At 71.2% G+C, this 15349-nt stretch carries 17 protein-coding genes and 1 pseudogene; 16 read left to right on the forward strand and 2 right to left on the reverse strand.

Features of this window, described 5'->3' with window-relative positions; genetic code table 11:
- Positions 1-138 precede the first annotated feature (138 nt).
- The 8 genes from ACFYOH_RS41025 to ACFYOH_RS41060 all read left to right on the forward strand — a co-directional run bounded on the left by ACFYOH_RS41025 (position 139) and on the right by ACFYOH_RS41060 (position 9029).
- Complete coding sequence (locus ACFYOH_RS41025; protein WP_388636487.1) at positions 139-1818, forward strand: DUF2637 domain-containing protein; 1680 nt, start codon at positions 139-141, stop codon at positions 1816-1818.
- A 138-nt stretch (positions 1819-1956) separates the two neighbouring features.
- Positions 1957-2511 (forward strand): hypothetical protein, encoded by a 555-nt coding sequence (locus ACFYOH_RS41030; RefSeq protein ID WP_388636489.1) that lies wholly within the window; start codon positions 1957-1959, stop codon positions 2509-2511.
- On the forward strand, positions 2508-2711 hold the full coding sequence (locus ACFYOH_RS41035; protein ID WP_351557744.1) for a hypothetical protein: 204 nt from the start codon (positions 2508-2510) through the stop codon (positions 2709-2711). Before ACFYOH_RS41030 ends, ACFYOH_RS41035 begins: the two co-directional genes overlap by 4 nt.
- Positions 2712-2834: 123 nt before the next feature.
- Positions 2835-5360, forward strand: coding sequence for a hypothetical protein (locus ACFYOH_RS41040; RefSeq protein WP_388636491.1), 2526 nt, complete (start codon positions 2835-2837; stop codon positions 5358-5360).
- Positions 5361-5371: 11 nt separating this feature from the next.
- Positions 5372-5800, forward strand: a complete 429-nt coding sequence (locus ACFYOH_RS41045) for a conjugal transfer protein TraB (protein WP_388636493.1) — start codon at positions 5372-5374, stop codon at positions 5798-5800.
- A gap of 84 nt (positions 5801-5884) precedes the next feature.
- A complete protein-coding gene (locus tag ACFYOH_RS41050) occupies positions 5885-8179 on the forward strand; it encodes a hypothetical protein (protein WP_388636495.1) in 2295 nt (764 codons plus the stop codon).
- Between the two features lie 41 nt (positions 8180-8220).
- Positions 8221-8415, forward strand: a complete 195-nt coding sequence (locus tag ACFYOH_RS41055; RefSeq protein ID WP_388636497.1) for a hypothetical protein — start codon at positions 8221-8223, stop codon at positions 8413-8415.
- 92 nt (positions 8416-8507) lie between these two features.
- Positions 8508-9029, forward strand: a complete 522-nt coding sequence (locus ACFYOH_RS41060; RefSeq protein ID WP_388636499.1) for a hypothetical protein — start codon at positions 8508-8510, stop codon at positions 9027-9029.
- Between the two features lie 77 nt (positions 9030-9106).
- On the opposite strand, the gene ACFYOH_RS41065 is transcribed toward ACFYOH_RS41060, so the two are convergent.
- Positions 9107-9325, reverse strand: coding sequence for a hypothetical protein (locus tag ACFYOH_RS41065; RefSeq protein WP_388636501.1), 219 nt, complete (start codon positions 9323-9325; stop codon positions 9107-9109).
- Between the two features lie 93 nt (positions 9326-9418).
- On the opposite strand from ACFYOH_RS41065, the gene ACFYOH_RS41070 reads away from it, so the two are divergent.
- The 3 genes from ACFYOH_RS41070 to ACFYOH_RS41080 all read left to right on the forward strand — a co-directional run bounded on the left by ACFYOH_RS41070 (position 9419) and on the right by ACFYOH_RS41080 (position 11480).
- Positions 9419-10177: a hypothetical protein gene (locus ACFYOH_RS41070; RefSeq protein ID WP_388636503.1), complete on the forward strand. Its 759-nt coding sequence runs from the start codon at positions 9419-9421 to the stop codon at positions 10175-10177.
- A 294-nt stretch (positions 10178-10471) separates the two neighbouring features.
- Positions 10472-10891 carry an RRQRL motif-containing zinc-binding protein gene (locus tag ACFYOH_RS41075; RefSeq protein ID WP_388636505.1) on the forward strand — a complete coding sequence of 140 codons (420 nt, stop codon included), beginning with the start codon at positions 10472-10474 and terminating at the stop codon, positions 10889-10891.
- 31 nt (positions 10892-10922) lie between these two features.
- A complete protein-coding gene (locus tag ACFYOH_RS41080; protein WP_388636507.1) occupies positions 10923-11480 on the forward strand; it encodes a hypothetical protein in 558 nt (185 codons plus the stop codon).
- A gap of 235 nt (positions 11481-11715) precedes the next feature.
- Here ACFYOH_RS41080 and ACFYOH_RS41085 read toward each other — a convergent pair whose 3' ends face one another.
- Positions 11716-12483, reverse strand: a complete 768-nt coding sequence (locus ACFYOH_RS41085) for an SDR family NAD(P)-dependent oxidoreductase (RefSeq protein ID WP_388636509.1) — start codon at positions 12481-12483, stop codon at positions 11716-11718.
- Positions 12484-12843: 360 nt separating this feature from the next.
- On the opposite strand from ACFYOH_RS41085, the pseudogene ACFYOH_RS41090 reads away from it, so the two are divergent.
- From ACFYOH_RS41090 to ACFYOH_RS41110, 5 genes and pseudogenes are all read left to right on the forward strand, one after another.
- Positions 12844-13093: pseudogene (locus ACFYOH_RS41090) on the forward strand (hypothetical protein).
- A 113-nt stretch (positions 13094-13206) separates the two neighbouring features.
- Positions 13207-13785, forward strand: a complete 579-nt coding sequence (locus tag ACFYOH_RS41095) for a hypothetical protein (protein WP_388636511.1) — start codon at positions 13207-13209, stop codon at positions 13783-13785.
- Positions 13782-14123 (forward strand): hypothetical protein, encoded by a 342-nt coding sequence (locus ACFYOH_RS41100; protein ID WP_388636513.1) that lies wholly within the window; start codon positions 13782-13784, stop codon positions 14121-14123. The genes ACFYOH_RS41095 and ACFYOH_RS41100 overlap by 4 nt, the downstream gene beginning before the upstream one ends.
- Positions 14120-15061, forward strand: coding sequence for an AAA family ATPase (locus ACFYOH_RS41105; protein ID WP_388636515.1), 942 nt, complete (start codon positions 14120-14122; stop codon positions 15059-15061). Before ACFYOH_RS41100 ends, ACFYOH_RS41105 begins: the two co-directional genes overlap by 4 nt.
- 87 nt (positions 15062-15148) lie before the next feature.
- Positions 15149-15328, forward strand: a complete 180-nt coding sequence (locus tag ACFYOH_RS41110) for a hypothetical protein (protein WP_388636517.1) — start codon at positions 15149-15151, stop codon at positions 15326-15328.
- Positions 15329-15349: the final 21 nt, after the last annotated feature.

A 15349-nucleotide genomic window follows, 5' to 3' on the forward strand; every position in this document is an offset into this window, starting at 1 on the left:
CGCGAGCGGGTAGAGCCGGTGTCTGTTTCGCGAGCAACCACCTCCACCGGACCACGGTTTCGGGAACGCACGCTCGCGTTTCGGGAGCACCGGCCGCTGTTTCGACCCCGCCCTGAATGACCCCTTCCGGAGGTCCCCATGAGCATCACCGAAGTGCCGCAGAACGCGGCGCCCGACACCCCTGTTTCGCGTCCGCCGGTCGCCGCTTCGAGCGCACCGGCGGAGACTTCGGAAGCGCCCTGGAGCGTTTCGCAGACGCAGAAGCGGAAGACGATCAAGCCCAAGCGGGACCGCTTCACGGCGGCCTTGCCTTACTTCGCGGCCATTTTCGGCACGCTGGTCGGCGCCATCGGCTTCGCGACGTCCTACCGGACGCTCGCCAACGTGGCGCTGAGCTGGGGATTCGGCGAGGACCTGGCGCGCTGGTTCCCCATCGGCGTGGACGCGTCGATCCTGGCGTTCCTCGCGCTGGACCTGTACCTGATCCTCAAGGGCATCCCGTGGCCGGTGCTGCGCATGGCCGCGCACGGGATGACCGGCGCCACGATCTGGTTCAACGCCTCCGCCCAGGGCGATATCAGCGCGGATCCGGTCAAGGCCGCCTCGCACGGTGTCATGCCGGTCCTGTTCGTGATCGGCGTGGAGGCCGCCCGGCGCCTGTTCATCCAGAAAGCGCAGCTCGAAGCGGGTACGGCCACCGACCGGATCCCGCTGCACCGCTGGATCCTCTCCCCCATCGCCACGCCGCGGTTCTACCGCCGGATGCGGCTGTACGGGGTCACCTCCTACCCGGAGATGATCCGCCGCCAGCAGGCGCTCATCGCCTACGAGCAGTGGCTCAAGCGCAAGTACAACGGTGACCTGAGCAAGGCCAGCGACGACGAGAAGCTGCCGATGAAGATGGCGGCCTACGGCTACACCGTCTCCGAGGCCCTCGCGCTGCCTGAGCAGCAGGAACGCGAGGCGGAGAAGCGGGCGGAGGAAGCCGAGCGCCGGCGCCTGGAGGCGGAGACGCGCCGGGAGCTCGCGCAGAAGAAGGCGGAGGCCGACCGGCTGGAGGCCGACGGCGAGCTCGAGGCCGTCCGCGCCCGGGTGGAAGGCCAGACCGCCCAGGCCCGCGCCCACGCCCGAGCCCAGGCCAGCGCCGCTGAGCGGGCCGCTGAGCTGGAGGAAAAGGCGATGGAGACGGCACTGGTCGCCGAGGCCCGCGCCCGTGAGGCTGAGGCGCAGCGCAAGGAGGCCCAGGAGCGCGAGGCCAAGGCTGCAGCCGATGCCCGCGCGGCCGAGCTGGAGCGCCTGGCAGCGTTGAAGCGGAAGGAAGCGGCGGAGGCCGACAAGGTCGCCGCGGCGGAGGACCGGGCGATCGAGACGGCCAAGATCGCGGAGGCCCGGCGGCGTGCCGCCGAAGCCGATCGGGTCGCTGCCGAAACCGAGGAGGCCGCTGCCGAGGCGCGTCGCCGTGCCGCCGAAGCCGACCGGCTGAAGGCGGAGGAAGAGGAGCGCGCGGCCGCCGCTCGGGCCAACACGCAGGCCGCCCGGGAGCGTGAGGCCGAAACCGAGTTCCGTGCTGCCGAAAGGCGGCTCGCCGCCGCCGAAATCGAGCGGCGCGCGGTCGAAATTGAGGATGCCGCGAAGCTCACCCCGCGCGAGCGGGCGGTGCGCAAGGTCGCCCGGATGATCCTGGCGGCCGCCGGCGGCGTCGCCAGCCAGCTGCCGCTCGCCGACATCCAGCGCGAGCTGGAGGTCTCCCCGGGCACTGCCTCCGAGTACCGCCAGGAGGCCGCCGGCCTGATCGCTGGCGGCTACCGCCCCGAGTGACCTGCACGAACCGCTGTTTCGACGGTTCCACCGGCCCCCGAGACGGAGTCAGCGCCTCGGGAGCGCGGTGAAGGCGCCGAAACGCCACCCCGAACCCTGCCAGATCCCCCCGGCCCTGAGAAGGAGAAACCCCAGCTCATGGATATCAACGCGCTGTTCACCGATGAGGGCCTGCGGGCTTTCACGTCCACCGTCCGCGACCAGCACATGAAGGACGCCACGCAGTACGGGCAGATCGCCGACATCGTGCGCCGCCGCCTGGAGAGCGAGAAGATCGACGGCGACCGGTGGCTGTCCAAGAAGATCCGCGCCTGGAAGGTGTCGCGGCAGGTAAGGGCCATGGAGAAGGCGTCGAAGGATGCTGCGTCGGCGGCTGAGGCGCTGTACGCGACCTACAAGAACGAGGTCCTGGAGCTCCCTGAGCGCCGGGCGGTGGCGGCGGCCCGGAAGGCTGAGCGCAAGCAGAACCGCCAGGTCGCGGCCGGTGCTGCGGTCGCGAAGTCGCTTCAGAAGTCGGTGACCTCGCTGACCGGCGGCCCGACCGAGGTCCCGGGCCAGATGCAGGCGAGGCCGGCGGAGTTCGTCTCCCCCGACAGCCCCTGGGGACAGTGGCCGATGGCGGTCGGCGGTGACCAGGTCCGCCCGACCCGCACGATCAACGACTACTTCCCGAACGGAGGCGAGCGGCGTTGACGACGCCTCGGCAGACGCAAAACCGCGCGAACCACTGGAACGCGCGGATCCAGGCTGCCAAGAGCGACCAGGAGCGCGCCGGGGTCTGGTACGACGCGTGCCGGACCCTGGCCCGCCAGGCCGAACGCGACGGCAAGCCGGACCTGTGGCGCGCGCTCACAGCGACGCTGCACGACTTCTACAAGCGCAACGGAGGGTGACGAAGTTCTTCTTCATCACCGCTTCTACTTCGCCGCCCGGCAGCCCCCAACGTGCGCGCGTGTCGTGCGCGCGCGAGGGTGCACCGGGCGGTGACCGTCTGTCAACTCCGAGAGGGAGACGTCATGGCCGACGACGACGGCCCCAACAACCTGATCCACTTCCCCCGCGTGGGCTACACCGAGCCCACCGACCCCCCTCCGGAGACGCCCGCCCCGGCCCCCGCCGACGTGCCGTTCGCGGCCCCCGCCGACGTCTCCGAGGACACCTCCGAAGCGTTTGCACCCGCGACGCGGCCCTCCCCGCTGGACACGCTCACGGCCCTGGCCGACCCCGGCCTGGGCGCCCCGTTCGCGGGTGACTCCGAGCCGGATCAGGCCCCCGCTTCGCCGGGCGCCATGGTCCCTGCGACTTTCCGTTCGGAGGCGGCGCAGCCCGTCGCGCCGCGCCTGGGCGCGCTGTCGCTGGCGGCGATCCTCGCGGTGTCCGTGGCCGCGATGCGCGGCATCCACACCGCCATCTCCGGACGGCGGGAGTCGCGGGAGCAGCGTGAGGCGGTCGCAAAGACCGCGTCCACGGCCAAGGACAGCCCCTCCGGGGGCGGTTCGAAGAAGCAGCTGCAGCCCAGCCACGAATGGGGCCGCAAGTCCCTCCAGCGCGGCCCTGGCGGCCCGTCAGGCCGCTCCGGCGGCTTCGGTCCGGGCAGGTCAGGGCGGGGCGGCAGCGGGCCGTACAGCGGCTCGGGCGGGGGCAGGCGCAACGCGCCGACGACGACGAAGTCGCCCAGCAGCTCCGGCGGCGGTTCCGGCCGCGGCCGCGGCGGCCGCGGAGGCGGCTCCGGCTCGGGCGGCAAGGGGTCCGGGATCAACTCGCCGCGCCGCAACTCGCAGGGCGGCGGCCTCAACCTCAAGAAGAACAACCGTGGCCCGGGCTCCTCCGGCTCTGGCGGTTCGGGAGGCTCAGGCGGCAGCAAGGGCCCCGGGTCATCGGGCGGCGGTTCGAGCACGAACCGCAGGCGCGGACCGGGCAGCACCGGTTCCGGCGGGTCTGGCGGTTCCCTCGGCGGAAGCGGCGGAAGGAAGCGCGGGCCCGGCGCCTCCGGGCCGGGCACCGGCAAGGCCGGCCCCGGCAGCAAGAGCCCCGGCAAGGGCTCGGGCACCGGGGCCGGGACGGGCGCAGCCGGCTCGAAGGGCACCGGCACCGGCACTGGTAAGGGCACGGGCCCCAAGAGCGGGACGAAGAAGTCGCCGCGCGGGACGACCGGCCCGTCCGGGATCCTGCGTAAGAAGCCGGGCACCACCACTTCCGGCACCGGCCCGAAGACGAAGTCGAAGGGCCCGGGCAAGACCGGCCCCGGTTCCTCCGGCCCGGCGCCGACCGGTGAGGGCGGCAAGAAGGGCAAGGCGAAGTCCGGCAAGCGCGGCGGCACGGGCCCGGTCGGGCCACTGCCCAAGACGCCGGGCGGGAAGTCCCGCAAGGGCAAGAAGGTCAAGCTCACGCCGGGCATCGCGCACGGCACGTTCGCGGCGATGGACAAGTACGGCTGCCGCTGCGGCAAGTGCCGCCGCTTCAAGCGCGAGTACAACCGGAAGGTCATCGGAGCCATGAAGTCGGCGGCCCGCGGCCGTACGACGCTGGGTGAGGCGATCCACGAGACGGCGGAGAAGCGCCTCAAGCGCCGCCGCAAGCGGATCTACCCGGTGATGACGAAGGTCAAGGTCAAGAAGCCGAAGAAGAAGACCGGCCCGAAGACCAAGACCGGGAGCACCAAGCCCTCCGGGCCGGCCGCTCCCACCGGTCCGGCCCTGAAGGCACCGGCCAAGGGCGGCAGCTGGAACACCGCCAAGGCCCGGGCCCGCAAGCGCGCCCGGATGCGGACGCGCCCTGTCGTCACCGTGCCCGGGACCACCCCGACCCCGGCCGGCGGGACGTCCCCGAAGCCGACCGCGCCCACCGCGCCCCCGCCCCCGACGGTGACCGCTCCCGCCACCGCGCCCTCCGCGGCTGCCGGTGGCACCACGGCACCCGGCGCGGGGACGGTGCCGGGCACCGGCGAACCGCGCCTGTCGCCGTTCGAGGCGCTGGGCATGGCCACGGCGGTGTCCGCTCCGGCTGGTCCGATCACAGTCGAGCGGGCCGACTCCCCCCGACCCGCACCGGCGAAGCCGAGCGCGGGCCTGCCCGCCGGCACGAGCACGAAGGAGAACAGCGTGAGTGACGCCTGGCTGGCGAAGTACGGGGACGCCGCCGTCGCGGAAATGTCCTCGGAGCACCAGACCGAGGCCACCCTCGACGACACCCTCGACGTCCTCGAGGAACTGACACAGCAGTCGTTCAAGGCGCACGAGACGTGCAAGAAGCTCGCGGCCAAGGCGCGAGAGATCCGGTACGACCTGGACGAACTCGCCGCCGACCTGCGCTCGCGCCACAACGTCATCGGACGCCTGACCGGCGCCGCGATGGCCAAGCTGGCGGAGTCCATGGAGGTCCTGGCCCGCAAGGCCGACGAGATGTCCACGAAGTCGCTGGCGGCGGCGGAGCTCTCCGAGACGGTGGAGAACGCGATGTTCGACGCCTACCGGCCCGTGCAGCAGGCCACCGAGGACGCCGGCCTGCTCGTGCCGTCCGCACGCGTCCACAACGAGGGCTGAGGAGAAAGAAGTTGAGTGACAACCTCCCCGCCATCCCCGGGGTCGGCGGCGGCGCCAGCAGCGGCAACGGCTTCCTGGCCCTGTCCGGCCGGACCGCCCAGCTCGCGGCCGCCGCGCTCTTCCTCAAGGAGGGCATGCACCTGCTCAAGGCGCACATGCGGGCCAACGCCAACGCGGCCAGCCGCCTGTCGGAGATGTGCGACGCGGCCGAAGTCGAGCCGCACTTCACCTCGCAGATCATGGATGTCTCCACCGCCCTGCACGGGGTCGCGGAGGCCTCCGGCGAGATGGTGAACGCCGCCGACCGCGTCGACGCCGACGCCCGCGGCTTCAACCAGGCGCACGACACCGAGTACCGCGGCGTGTACGAGGCCGTGAACGGCTCCGGCGTCCAGCAGGCCAAGCCCGGCTTCTACCGGCGCACCGGCCGCCGCCGCTGAACAAACCCCACCACCCCACCGAGGGGCCGCGCCCGCCACACCGGGCGCGGCCCCTCCTGCTTCCCGCCCCTGAAGGAGGCTGTGTTGAGCACCATCGACCAGGCGGCGCCGGCCGCCGACACCCCCAAGAGCGTCCCGGGCCACGTCATCTACCGGCGCGTCCTGGCCGAACGCACCTCCTACGCCCTCGCCGCCGCCGGAATCACCATCGGCCCGCAGCTGGACGACTCCGTGCTGTCCTACCTCGCCAGCGGCGGCCTCGCGGCAGGCACCATCGCCTGGCTGTACGCGAAGACCAAGGACCCCGACCAGGGCCTGGACGTCATCACCCGCGCGCAGCGCTCCATCCCGTTCCTCACCGCCGCCGGCACCTACCTGGCGAACCTGATCACCCCCGGCTTCAACTGGTGGGAGGTCGTCGCCCCGGCCGCCTGGGCGGCGCTGATGGGATGGATGGCCCCGCTCACCCGCAGCGCGGGCCTGGTCCTGGAGCCCGCCGAGCACCAGGAGCAGACCGCCGACGGCGGCCTGCGTGAGCCGGTGACGTACGAAGAGTTCCTCGCCGCGAAGTGGGCACAGGCCACCGGCGGCGACACCCGCCTGGTCAACATCCAGTGCTTCCGCCCCGACCGGCCGGACTTCGAGGCCGTCATCGTCGCCCAGGCCGGGAAGGCCGTCCCCGCCTACACCGAGACGCAGCTCGCCGCCGCGTTCGACTTCCCCGTCGGCACCGTCACCCTGCGCCCCGTCCAGGGCTCCGGCCCCGGCCGCATGCGGGTGATCGCCCGCCCCACGACCGAGGACACCGAGCGGGCCGCAGAGGGACTGCGCGGCTTGTGGGAGACGGCCGTCTCCAAGCCCGGCGGCGCCGCCCCCGGCGTGGAACTGATCGACCACCGGGCCGAACCCCACCGGATCGTGCTCCTGGTCGCCTCCCCTCCGGGCAAGGAGATCCGCCTGCCGCACACGGCGATCTGCTCCGCCTTCGGCATCGACGACCCCTCCCGCCTCGTGATCGAGACGGACGGCATCCGCATGGGCGTCGTCTCCGTCTACAAGACCAACCCGCTGATGAAGGTCCGCAAGGCCACCGTCGACGACCTGACGATGGACGAAAAGGGCCGCATCACCATCGGCATCTGCCACGACGGCAAGCCCGCCCGGATGCGGCTGTGGGACCCCAGCCAGGGCGCCCTGCGCGGCATCACCGCCGGCGTTACCGGCGCGGGCAAGTCCGTGCTGCAGAACCTGATCCTCGCCGCGGAGAAGCGCTCCGGCGTCGTCTCCTGGGTCGGCGACGTCCAGGGCGGCATGTCCCTGCCCGAGGCAGAGGGCCGGGTCGACTGGTTCGCCAAGGGCCCGGTGGAAACGCTGATCATGCTCACGGTCGCGCACGCAGTCATGAAGTACCGCGAGCGGATCTCCAACGAGATGGGACGCGGCGACTTCGCCCTGGGCAGGCCGTGGCCGCTCCTCAACATCACGCTCGATGAGATCAACCGCCTGCTCTCGCACCCCGATGAGGACATGCGGAAGCTGGCGGCCTACCTGATCGCCGACATCCAGAAGACCGGCCGCAAGGTCGGCATCGGCATCCGGCTCGCCGTCCAGTCCCTGCACCTCAAAGACCTGGGCGACGACGACGCGATCCGCCAGCAGGGCAAGGTCGGCGCGCTGTTCCTCATGCGCACCGCATCGTCCTCCACCAAGGAGATGGGCCTGGACGGCATCGCCCCAGCCGGTTTCCAGATGGAGAACATCCCCGCCCGGATCTACGAGAACGGTCAGATCGAGGCGCTGTTCTCCGGAGCGGACGACGAGGACGGCGAGTCCACCGCGGGCATGGCGTACATGTTCCTCGACGGCCGGGCCAAGTTCATGCGCACCTTCTTCGCCCAGAAGGTCGACGGCGTCTACCCCGACCTGATCGCCCTGTACGGCGAGGACCCGCCCACCGGCCTCACCGACGGCGAGGCCAACGTCGCGGCCGCCGCTGCCGAGCTCTACACGCTCCGGCACAGCAACCCGTACGCCGACTGCGACACCCTCACCCAAGCGTTCGGTGGCGAGAAGAAGAGCGCCGGCGTCAGCACCCCGTCCGAGCCGACCGGCACGGAAGGCGACGGCGGCGGCGAGGCTCCCGCACCGTTCGGTGCACCTTTCGGGTCGCCGTTCGGTGCGGACCCGGACCCCGGTGAGGAGCCCGGCCTGCAGGACCAGATCTACGCGCTGCTCGCCGACGGGCCCATGAGCCTCAAGGAGCTGCGTGAGGCCCTGCCGAACTACGAGCCCTCCAGCGTCAGCAACGCCTGCACCCAGCTCAAGGCGAAAGGCCTGGCCAAGCCGGTCAAGCGCGGCGTCTGGCAGCGCGACAACTGACCACCGACCACATCCCAGCTCACCGAAGGAAGCCGATCACCGTGGCCCTGTCGATCTCCCTTGTCCTGCTCACCGGCGTCATCGTCGTCGTCCTGTGGCGCCTGGGCTACCTCCGCTTCTGGCCCACCCTCACGGTCGCCCTGTTCGGGTTCAGCCTCGCCTCCACCGGCATCGCCCCGGCCATCCGCAACGCGATCGCCTCCGTGTCCGGCTGGATCTCCCACATCTCCTTCTGACGACCCCGCACCGCTCCCCGCCCCGCACCGCGCCCTCCCCGCCACCCACGGCAGGGAGGGCGCCGTGCATCTGCCCCGAAACGGAGAACCTCATGGACTTCCACCCCACCGCCGGCCGCCCGATGTCCGACTCCGAGGCCGCCGCCGAAGCCAAGCGGATCCTCGAAATGGAGTTCCGGCCCCAGCCCGAGGCGCAGGTGCGCCACTTCCCGACGTCGTTCCGCGACGACTCCCCGCTGCCCGCTCACGGTGACGCCCCGCCCGTGCCGCAGGAGGACAAGCGGATCGTGCCTGCCTGGGCCGCCGGGATGGCGGTTGCGAGTATCGGCGTTGGTGCCGGGTCGACCGGTCTGGGCTGCGCGGCCTGGCTCCTGTTCAGGGGCCTGTCCCTCGTCAGCGTCCCCGGTCTCGAGCGCTTCGCGCTCATCGTCATCGCCCCGTTCGCCGGTCTGGCGATGGTGCTCACCGCGGGCGGCGCGGCCATCGCCAAGGCGAAGGCAGGCAGCACGAGCACGACGAACGTGTACGAGGGCTCGGTCGTGCAGAACACGCAGATCAACAACACCAGCCACCAGCGCGGGATGTTCTCCCGCACCCGCAACGACGTCCGGTGAACTCCGGGCTCCCTGCCTCGTACCCGACTCCCGCCGCGTGTGGGCTCGGGTGCGGGACAGGCCGTCCGGCCTCGCGGTCACTCGTAGTCGATCCAGATCCGGCCGTTCTCATCGACCTCGGCACCCCGGATCTGCCCGTCCACGATCGCGCCGTTGATGACCACCTCGACGTCGTAGTCCACGTCGATCCACAGCACGCCGTCGTCGTCCGTGAACGCGGGCCAAATCTGCCCGTCCGTGTCCACGACCTCATCGAAGACGACTTCCTCCGGCTCATCACGGGTCCAGAACCCCATCGCAGCCGCCTCCCCTCTCCCGGGCCCCGTTGCTCACAGCTTGGCCCACTCGCACGCTCCGTGAACACCGCATCGACAACAAGGAGTTGCCCCTTGCAGTCCAACGACAACACCCGCCAGGAGCTCACCTACCTGCCCGTGCCCTTCCCGAAGGCGCCGCCCAAGGAGCCGAGGTTCGCCGCGCTGCGCGCCTGGTGGAAGAAGGCGTGGGAAGAGGACGGTGTCCTGCATGCGATGTGGGAGGCCGTCCTCAGCGCCCCCGAGGACGGCCTTCGGTACATGGCCCCCTGGATCCGCGCCGTCCTGGTGGTGGCCAGCCTCTCCTTCGTCGTGCTGATGGCCAAGGCCGCCGGCGAAGTCATCCTCCAGGCGCTGCACCAGCTGCTCACCGCCGTGCCCAAGGTGCAGGTCGGCGTCGATACCTCCAACGGGGTGTTCGCCGTCGTCGACCAGCCGGTGCGCACGTACATCGCGCAGCACTCCGCCGGCCTGCCCATCGCGGCTTCCACCGTCTACACGCTGTGGCTGCTCACCGGCATCGTTGGCCTGGTCCTCGGCTACCTCTCCCGGAACAACGGGGTGCGCGCGATGTGGGCCGGACACGGCGCAGCCACCGTGTGGATGGTCTGGTCGGCCACTTCGCACACCAGCCGTCCCGTCGCCGCCGCGCTGGCCGTCCTCGCCTGGACGTTCCTGTCTGCGTTCGCGATGCGCGGCCTGTCCCTGCGCCGCCGGTTCGTCGCCGGCCGCCCGGCGAAGGTCGTGGTCCGGCCCGAGGTCCACGTCCCGGTGCCGGTTCCGGCCGCACCCGCCGACGACCACCCGCACCAGGGCTGCCCCTTCCGGGACTGACTCCGGTCGCTCCGCCTGGTCCTCGCCCACCCGACGCGGGTGGGCGAGGACCAGGCGGAGCGACCGGCCGCCTCGCAGCGCGCCCGTCGACGAACCACTGGCGGGCGTGCTGCTTGCTGTCCACCGACATCTGGAGGAACCGCTCGTGCTCATCCCCCGCCCGCGCCACCGGATCGGCCGGCCCCGCCCGCAGCGCCGCGGCCCCCGCCACCCGCACCGCCCCCAGCAACTGCCCGGCGCCTGGATCAGGTGATGCCCCGCCCCCGGAAGAGGCGCCGCCGCGAGGTGAAGCGAGTGCCGCGCAGCACCGCGGCCTTGCCGGAGTACGACCGCAGCGCCGTTCCCGAGGGCCTGGTCACGCGCAGGCAGTTACGGGCGCTCAACCTCAGCCCCGGCGGGCACGGGCCGGTGGCGGTGCTGCGCTGCAAGGCGTGCTCCTACCGGCCCGACCAGGCGTGCATCCATCCCACCCTGGCCTGGCTCTACAGCGTGGAACTCGCCCGGCCGAAGCGGACGCCGACACTCGCGCAGGAATGGGCGCTGGACCGGGCGATGGCCGCGAGGTCCACCTGTCCCCGGTGCAAGCGCCGGTACTACTTCTGCCTCCCGCTGCGCACCCAGGGATGCTGCGACCCCTGCGACAAGGGCTACGAGCCCAGCCCCGACACCTACATGACCTCCCCGGCCCCGGCCGGCCACCGGCTGGCCGCCTGATCAACCACCCTCCCGAAGGAGAAGCCACCGCATGGCACTGAGCCTGTTCACCCGCCGCCCCGCCGTACAGGACCCGGCGACCTGGACGCCGCCGGGCACGATCGTCGTCCAGCGCTACCGCAACATCGTCGGACCGGCCGAAGGCGCGGTCGTCCTCGTCTACACCGCCGACAGCAACCGCCGCAGCGCGTACTTCGCCACCGCCTGCCTCGGCTGCACCTACCGCGCCGCCAGCAGCGACCGCCTGTCGCGGCTGACGGAGAAGACCGCCGCCGACCTCGCCAACGCCCACGCGGCCGGCTGCCGCGCGATGAACTGCGGCGTCCCGGCCGCACCCGACGACACCGAGGCCGCACAGATGGTGCGTTCCCGGCTGCGGGGACTGCGCCCGCACCGCACCACCAGCCCCCACTACGTCCACCTCACCGACTTCCACGCGGACCGCGTCGACCTCCAGCGCGACGACAACTTCATCAAGCAGACGATGGTCCAGCTCACCCAGAGCGAGCCGCACTTCCTCACGTCCCAGCCCAACTCCAGCGGCACCGGGACCCAGTTCCTGGTCCAGCCGCACCCGGCCCGGACCTGACCGTGCGCGCCCGCACCGCCGTGCTCCTGGCGGCTGGCTGTGTCAGTTTCTGAGGGAGTCGTTTCGCTGTGACTTCGGGAGTCGTTTCTCGGGGAGCGGCGTGATCAATGTCAGTGACTTTAGGTGTCGCTCGTGTGCTGTGGGGCCGCCCGCTTGGTCACGATGAGAACCAGACCATCCCATTGGGTGGGCAGCGCGCCGCCGAGGCCGACACGGCCTGCGCCGACCTGCGATTTCACGTGCTCGGGAACAGGGGCCCGCCCGCCATGAGGCCGCCGTCGACCACGAGAATGTGCCCGGTGACGTAGCTCGCCTTGTCCGAACCCAAGAACTGGACAGCCTCGGCGATCTCCTCCGGGGTGCCTGCCCGGTGCATAGGCAGCACCGAATCGACCGCGTCACGCGCGGTGTCGTCGCCGGTGAACCGGTCGTACATGGCGGTCCGGGTGTAGCCGGACGCGACCGCGTTGACCCGGATACCGTGGGCGGCGCCTTCGAGTGCGGCCGCCTTGGTGATGCCGACGACGGCGTGCTTGCTGCCGACGTACAAGGTCGCCCCGGGGTAACCCATCAGGCCGTAGCCGGAGCTGACGTTGACGATGCTGCCGCCGCCCTGTTCCCTCATGACCCGGAACTCGTGCTTCAAACACAGCAGCGTTCCCTTGACATTGGTGTCGAAGGTGGCCTGGTAAGCCTCGTCGGTCACCTCGGTGACAGGGCCGGGTGTTCCCTCGGTGCCGGCGTTGTTGAAGGCGACATCGATCCGCCCGAATCGCGCGACCGCACGGTCGACGAGGTCCTTCACATCGGCGTCGAAACGGACGTCGGCACGCACGAACTGCGCCGGGGCGCCGAGGCCGGCCAGCTCCCCGGCAAACTGCTCACCCACGTCCTCGTGGCGACCGGAGACCACAAGGTTCGCGCCTTGACGTGCGTAAGCCAAGGCGGTGGCGCGGCCGATACCGGTGAGCGCGCCCGTGATGAGGACGACGGGGTCAGACACGTCGAGGGTCCTTCCTGCAACCACTCAGGTGAACGGCGGGCAAGCGGTTCGGAACCCGCACGACACTGGGTCCCTCTTCGGGCCGGGGCGTGTCTACCCGGTACGGCCCGCACGGAAGATGTCCCAGTCGGACGACAACCGCATCGGACCCAACCGCCGTATCCATCGAACGGCGGCACTCAATGGCCCATATGGCCCAAGGACGGCAGCCGGGACAGGCGACCCGAGAGCGGTCACGCAGGCGGGAGGCGAACGCCGCAAGCCCCCTGGCGACATCAAAACAAGCTGACACCGCAAACTCGCTTAGCCAGTAACTCCCACGGTCACATCGAAACGACTTCCGCGGTCACGTACAAAGCCATGGCGGCCGCCGTCGGCGCGGCCGTCCTCACGCTCAAGGCCAGCCGCTGGCAGCTGTACGCCGACCGGCACCGCATCGAGCTGACGCCCCGTCCCCCGCCGCTCCTGCCCCGACTGCCGGGGCGCGGGCGGCTGGTGGGTCGGCGGCGCGAACCCGGAGATGGAGGCGTGCGGCTGCTGGGCGGACCGGCGCGAGCTGCGCATCCGGCTCCTGCCCGTCCCAGCCTGGCCGGACGAACCCCCGTTCTGAACGACCCGACCCCGGCCACACCGGCCGGGGTCGGGACCGCCGAGTGGCCGAGCATCGGCAAAGGGCCGGCCACCCCGCTCCCTCACCCTCTTCGAGATCAGGAGACCTCCAGCATGCCCCGTCTCACCACCGAGCGTCTGGCCCTCTTCGGCACTCTGCTGGCCACCTTCGGCGAGCTGCATCCCCTGTGCGACCACTGGGTGCAGGGCTCGAAAACGGCGATGCGCAAGCGCCTGTACGGCGAGGACCGGGTTCACGCCGACGGCTCCCCCGCCACGCCGGACTCCACCCGCCCGACCATGACCACCAGCGCTCTCGGCCGCCGTGCGGTGGCCTGCCACGTCGCCTCGTACACCGCCGTGCAGCTCGGGGCGACCGTCGCGATCACCCGGGCGTTCGGCTACCGCGTCACGCCCACCGCGCTGCTCGCCGGCGCGGCCATCAACGCCGGAACGCACGCCGCGATCGACCGCGGAGCCGTTCTGCTGTGGTTGGCCAAGAAGACCGGCAAGACCGGATACATCGAGCACTGCAAGGCCGCCCGCGTCGACGATGACGGCAAGGCCACCTCGGAGCTCACCGGGCCGGGCAGCGCGTGGATGGAGCTGGATGCGGCCCTGCACCGCTCCATCGGCATCGTGGCCGCCGCCGTCACCACCTGGCTCTTCACCCGCCCCCGCGCCCGCTGGTGAGCCGGACCCGCCTGGAACGCGTCCGCGCATCGGTCGGGATCGCCTCGCTGGCTCTCCAGCAGATCGAGGACGACCTCAGCGCCGACGACGTCGACCAGGAGGAGCTCGCCGCGATCCTGCGTGAGCTCATCGAGGACACCGACCCGCCCGGCGGGTTCATGGCCTGCGTCGCGCAGCTGCTCACCGCTGCCGCGAAGCGAGCCGAGCAGATCGAGCCCGACCGCGACGGCGACGCTTCCTGCCCGCTGCACGAAGCCGCCGACCTGCTCACCGACCACGCCGGGCAGCGCCTGATCTGGGCTGCCTGCGCCCTTGATCCGCAAGGAGAATCCGCATGACCGAGCTGATCTACCCGGAGATGCCCGAGCACAGCCTGGTGGTCCTCATCGGCCCGTCCGGCGCCGGGAAGTCCACGATCGCCCGCACCTGGCCCGCCTCGCAGGTCCTGTCCCTGGACGCGCTGCGCGAGACGGTCAGCGACGACGCGGGCGACCAGGACGCGACCGGCGACGCCGTCGCCGCCCTGCACCTGCTTCTGGAGGCGAGGATGCGCCGCCGACTGTTCACGGTCGTCGACGCCACGAACGTCTCCCGTGAATCCAGGCAGCCGCTGGTCGCTGCGGCCAAACGGCACAACATGCCTGCCATCGCGGTCATCGTGGCCACCCCGGCCGACGTCTGTGTCGCACGGCAAAGGCCGCGCCCGGCCAACCGCACTGTCCCGGAGGACACCGTCCGCGCGCAGCACAAGGCGATGGTCCACTCCCACCAGTCGCTGCGGGCGGAGGGCTTCAACGAGGTCCTGTTCGCCGACTCCCTGTACCGCCTGGAGCCGTTCCTGAAGCGGCTCTCGCACGTCCGAGAGACCGAACTCGGGCGCGACGGCAGCGAGGGCCTGGGCGATCTGCTGCTGGTCCGCCGCTTCTTCGGCCCGGAGATCCTGCCGCTGTGGCAGTGGCGGCCGGGCTCGGAGCTAGTGACCGGCCGTGACCGCGTCGCGGAGATCCGCCTCGGGCAGCAGTACCTCACCCTGGCGTTCCGCGACGACGTCGACGGCGAGGGCGACTTCGGCTTCGACGTCCTGCTGCCCTGCCCCTTCGACCCCGAGTGCGCCGGGCAGGCGTGGGCGCCGGTCTACTCGATCACCGACCTGCACAAGGCGCTGACCGGAGCCATGGACAGCGACCCGGACATCGTCTGCACCGTCCACGGCGGCTTCGACGACGTCAACCAGGAGAAACAGGATGAATTGTATTTGATGCAACACACCTCGTGACGCCAGCACGGCCGTTTGTGCTGGCTGCGGGCACGGGGTCGCGTCAGCGGTCGGAGGGTCTCCGGTCGCTGACCTGCACCCTAGAACATGAATCTGCACGGCCTGCCGGGCGTCAGCAACACGGCCATGATGGAAGCGATCACCGACCTCCCTCCGATCGTGGTCAGCGACCTCTTCGGCATCCACCCCAACACCGCCTACGCCTGGGCTCAGTACGCCCAAAACAGCTGGGCTGAATACCTCGAAGCTGTTCAATCCACCGACTAGCCGCCGCGACTTCGAGGACCG

Origin of the sequence: Streptomyces sp. NPDC007856 (assembly GCF_042868225.1) — a bacterium.
Taxonomy (GTDB): domain Bacteria; phylum Actinomycetota; class Actinomycetes; order Streptomycetales; family Streptomycetaceae; genus Streptomyces.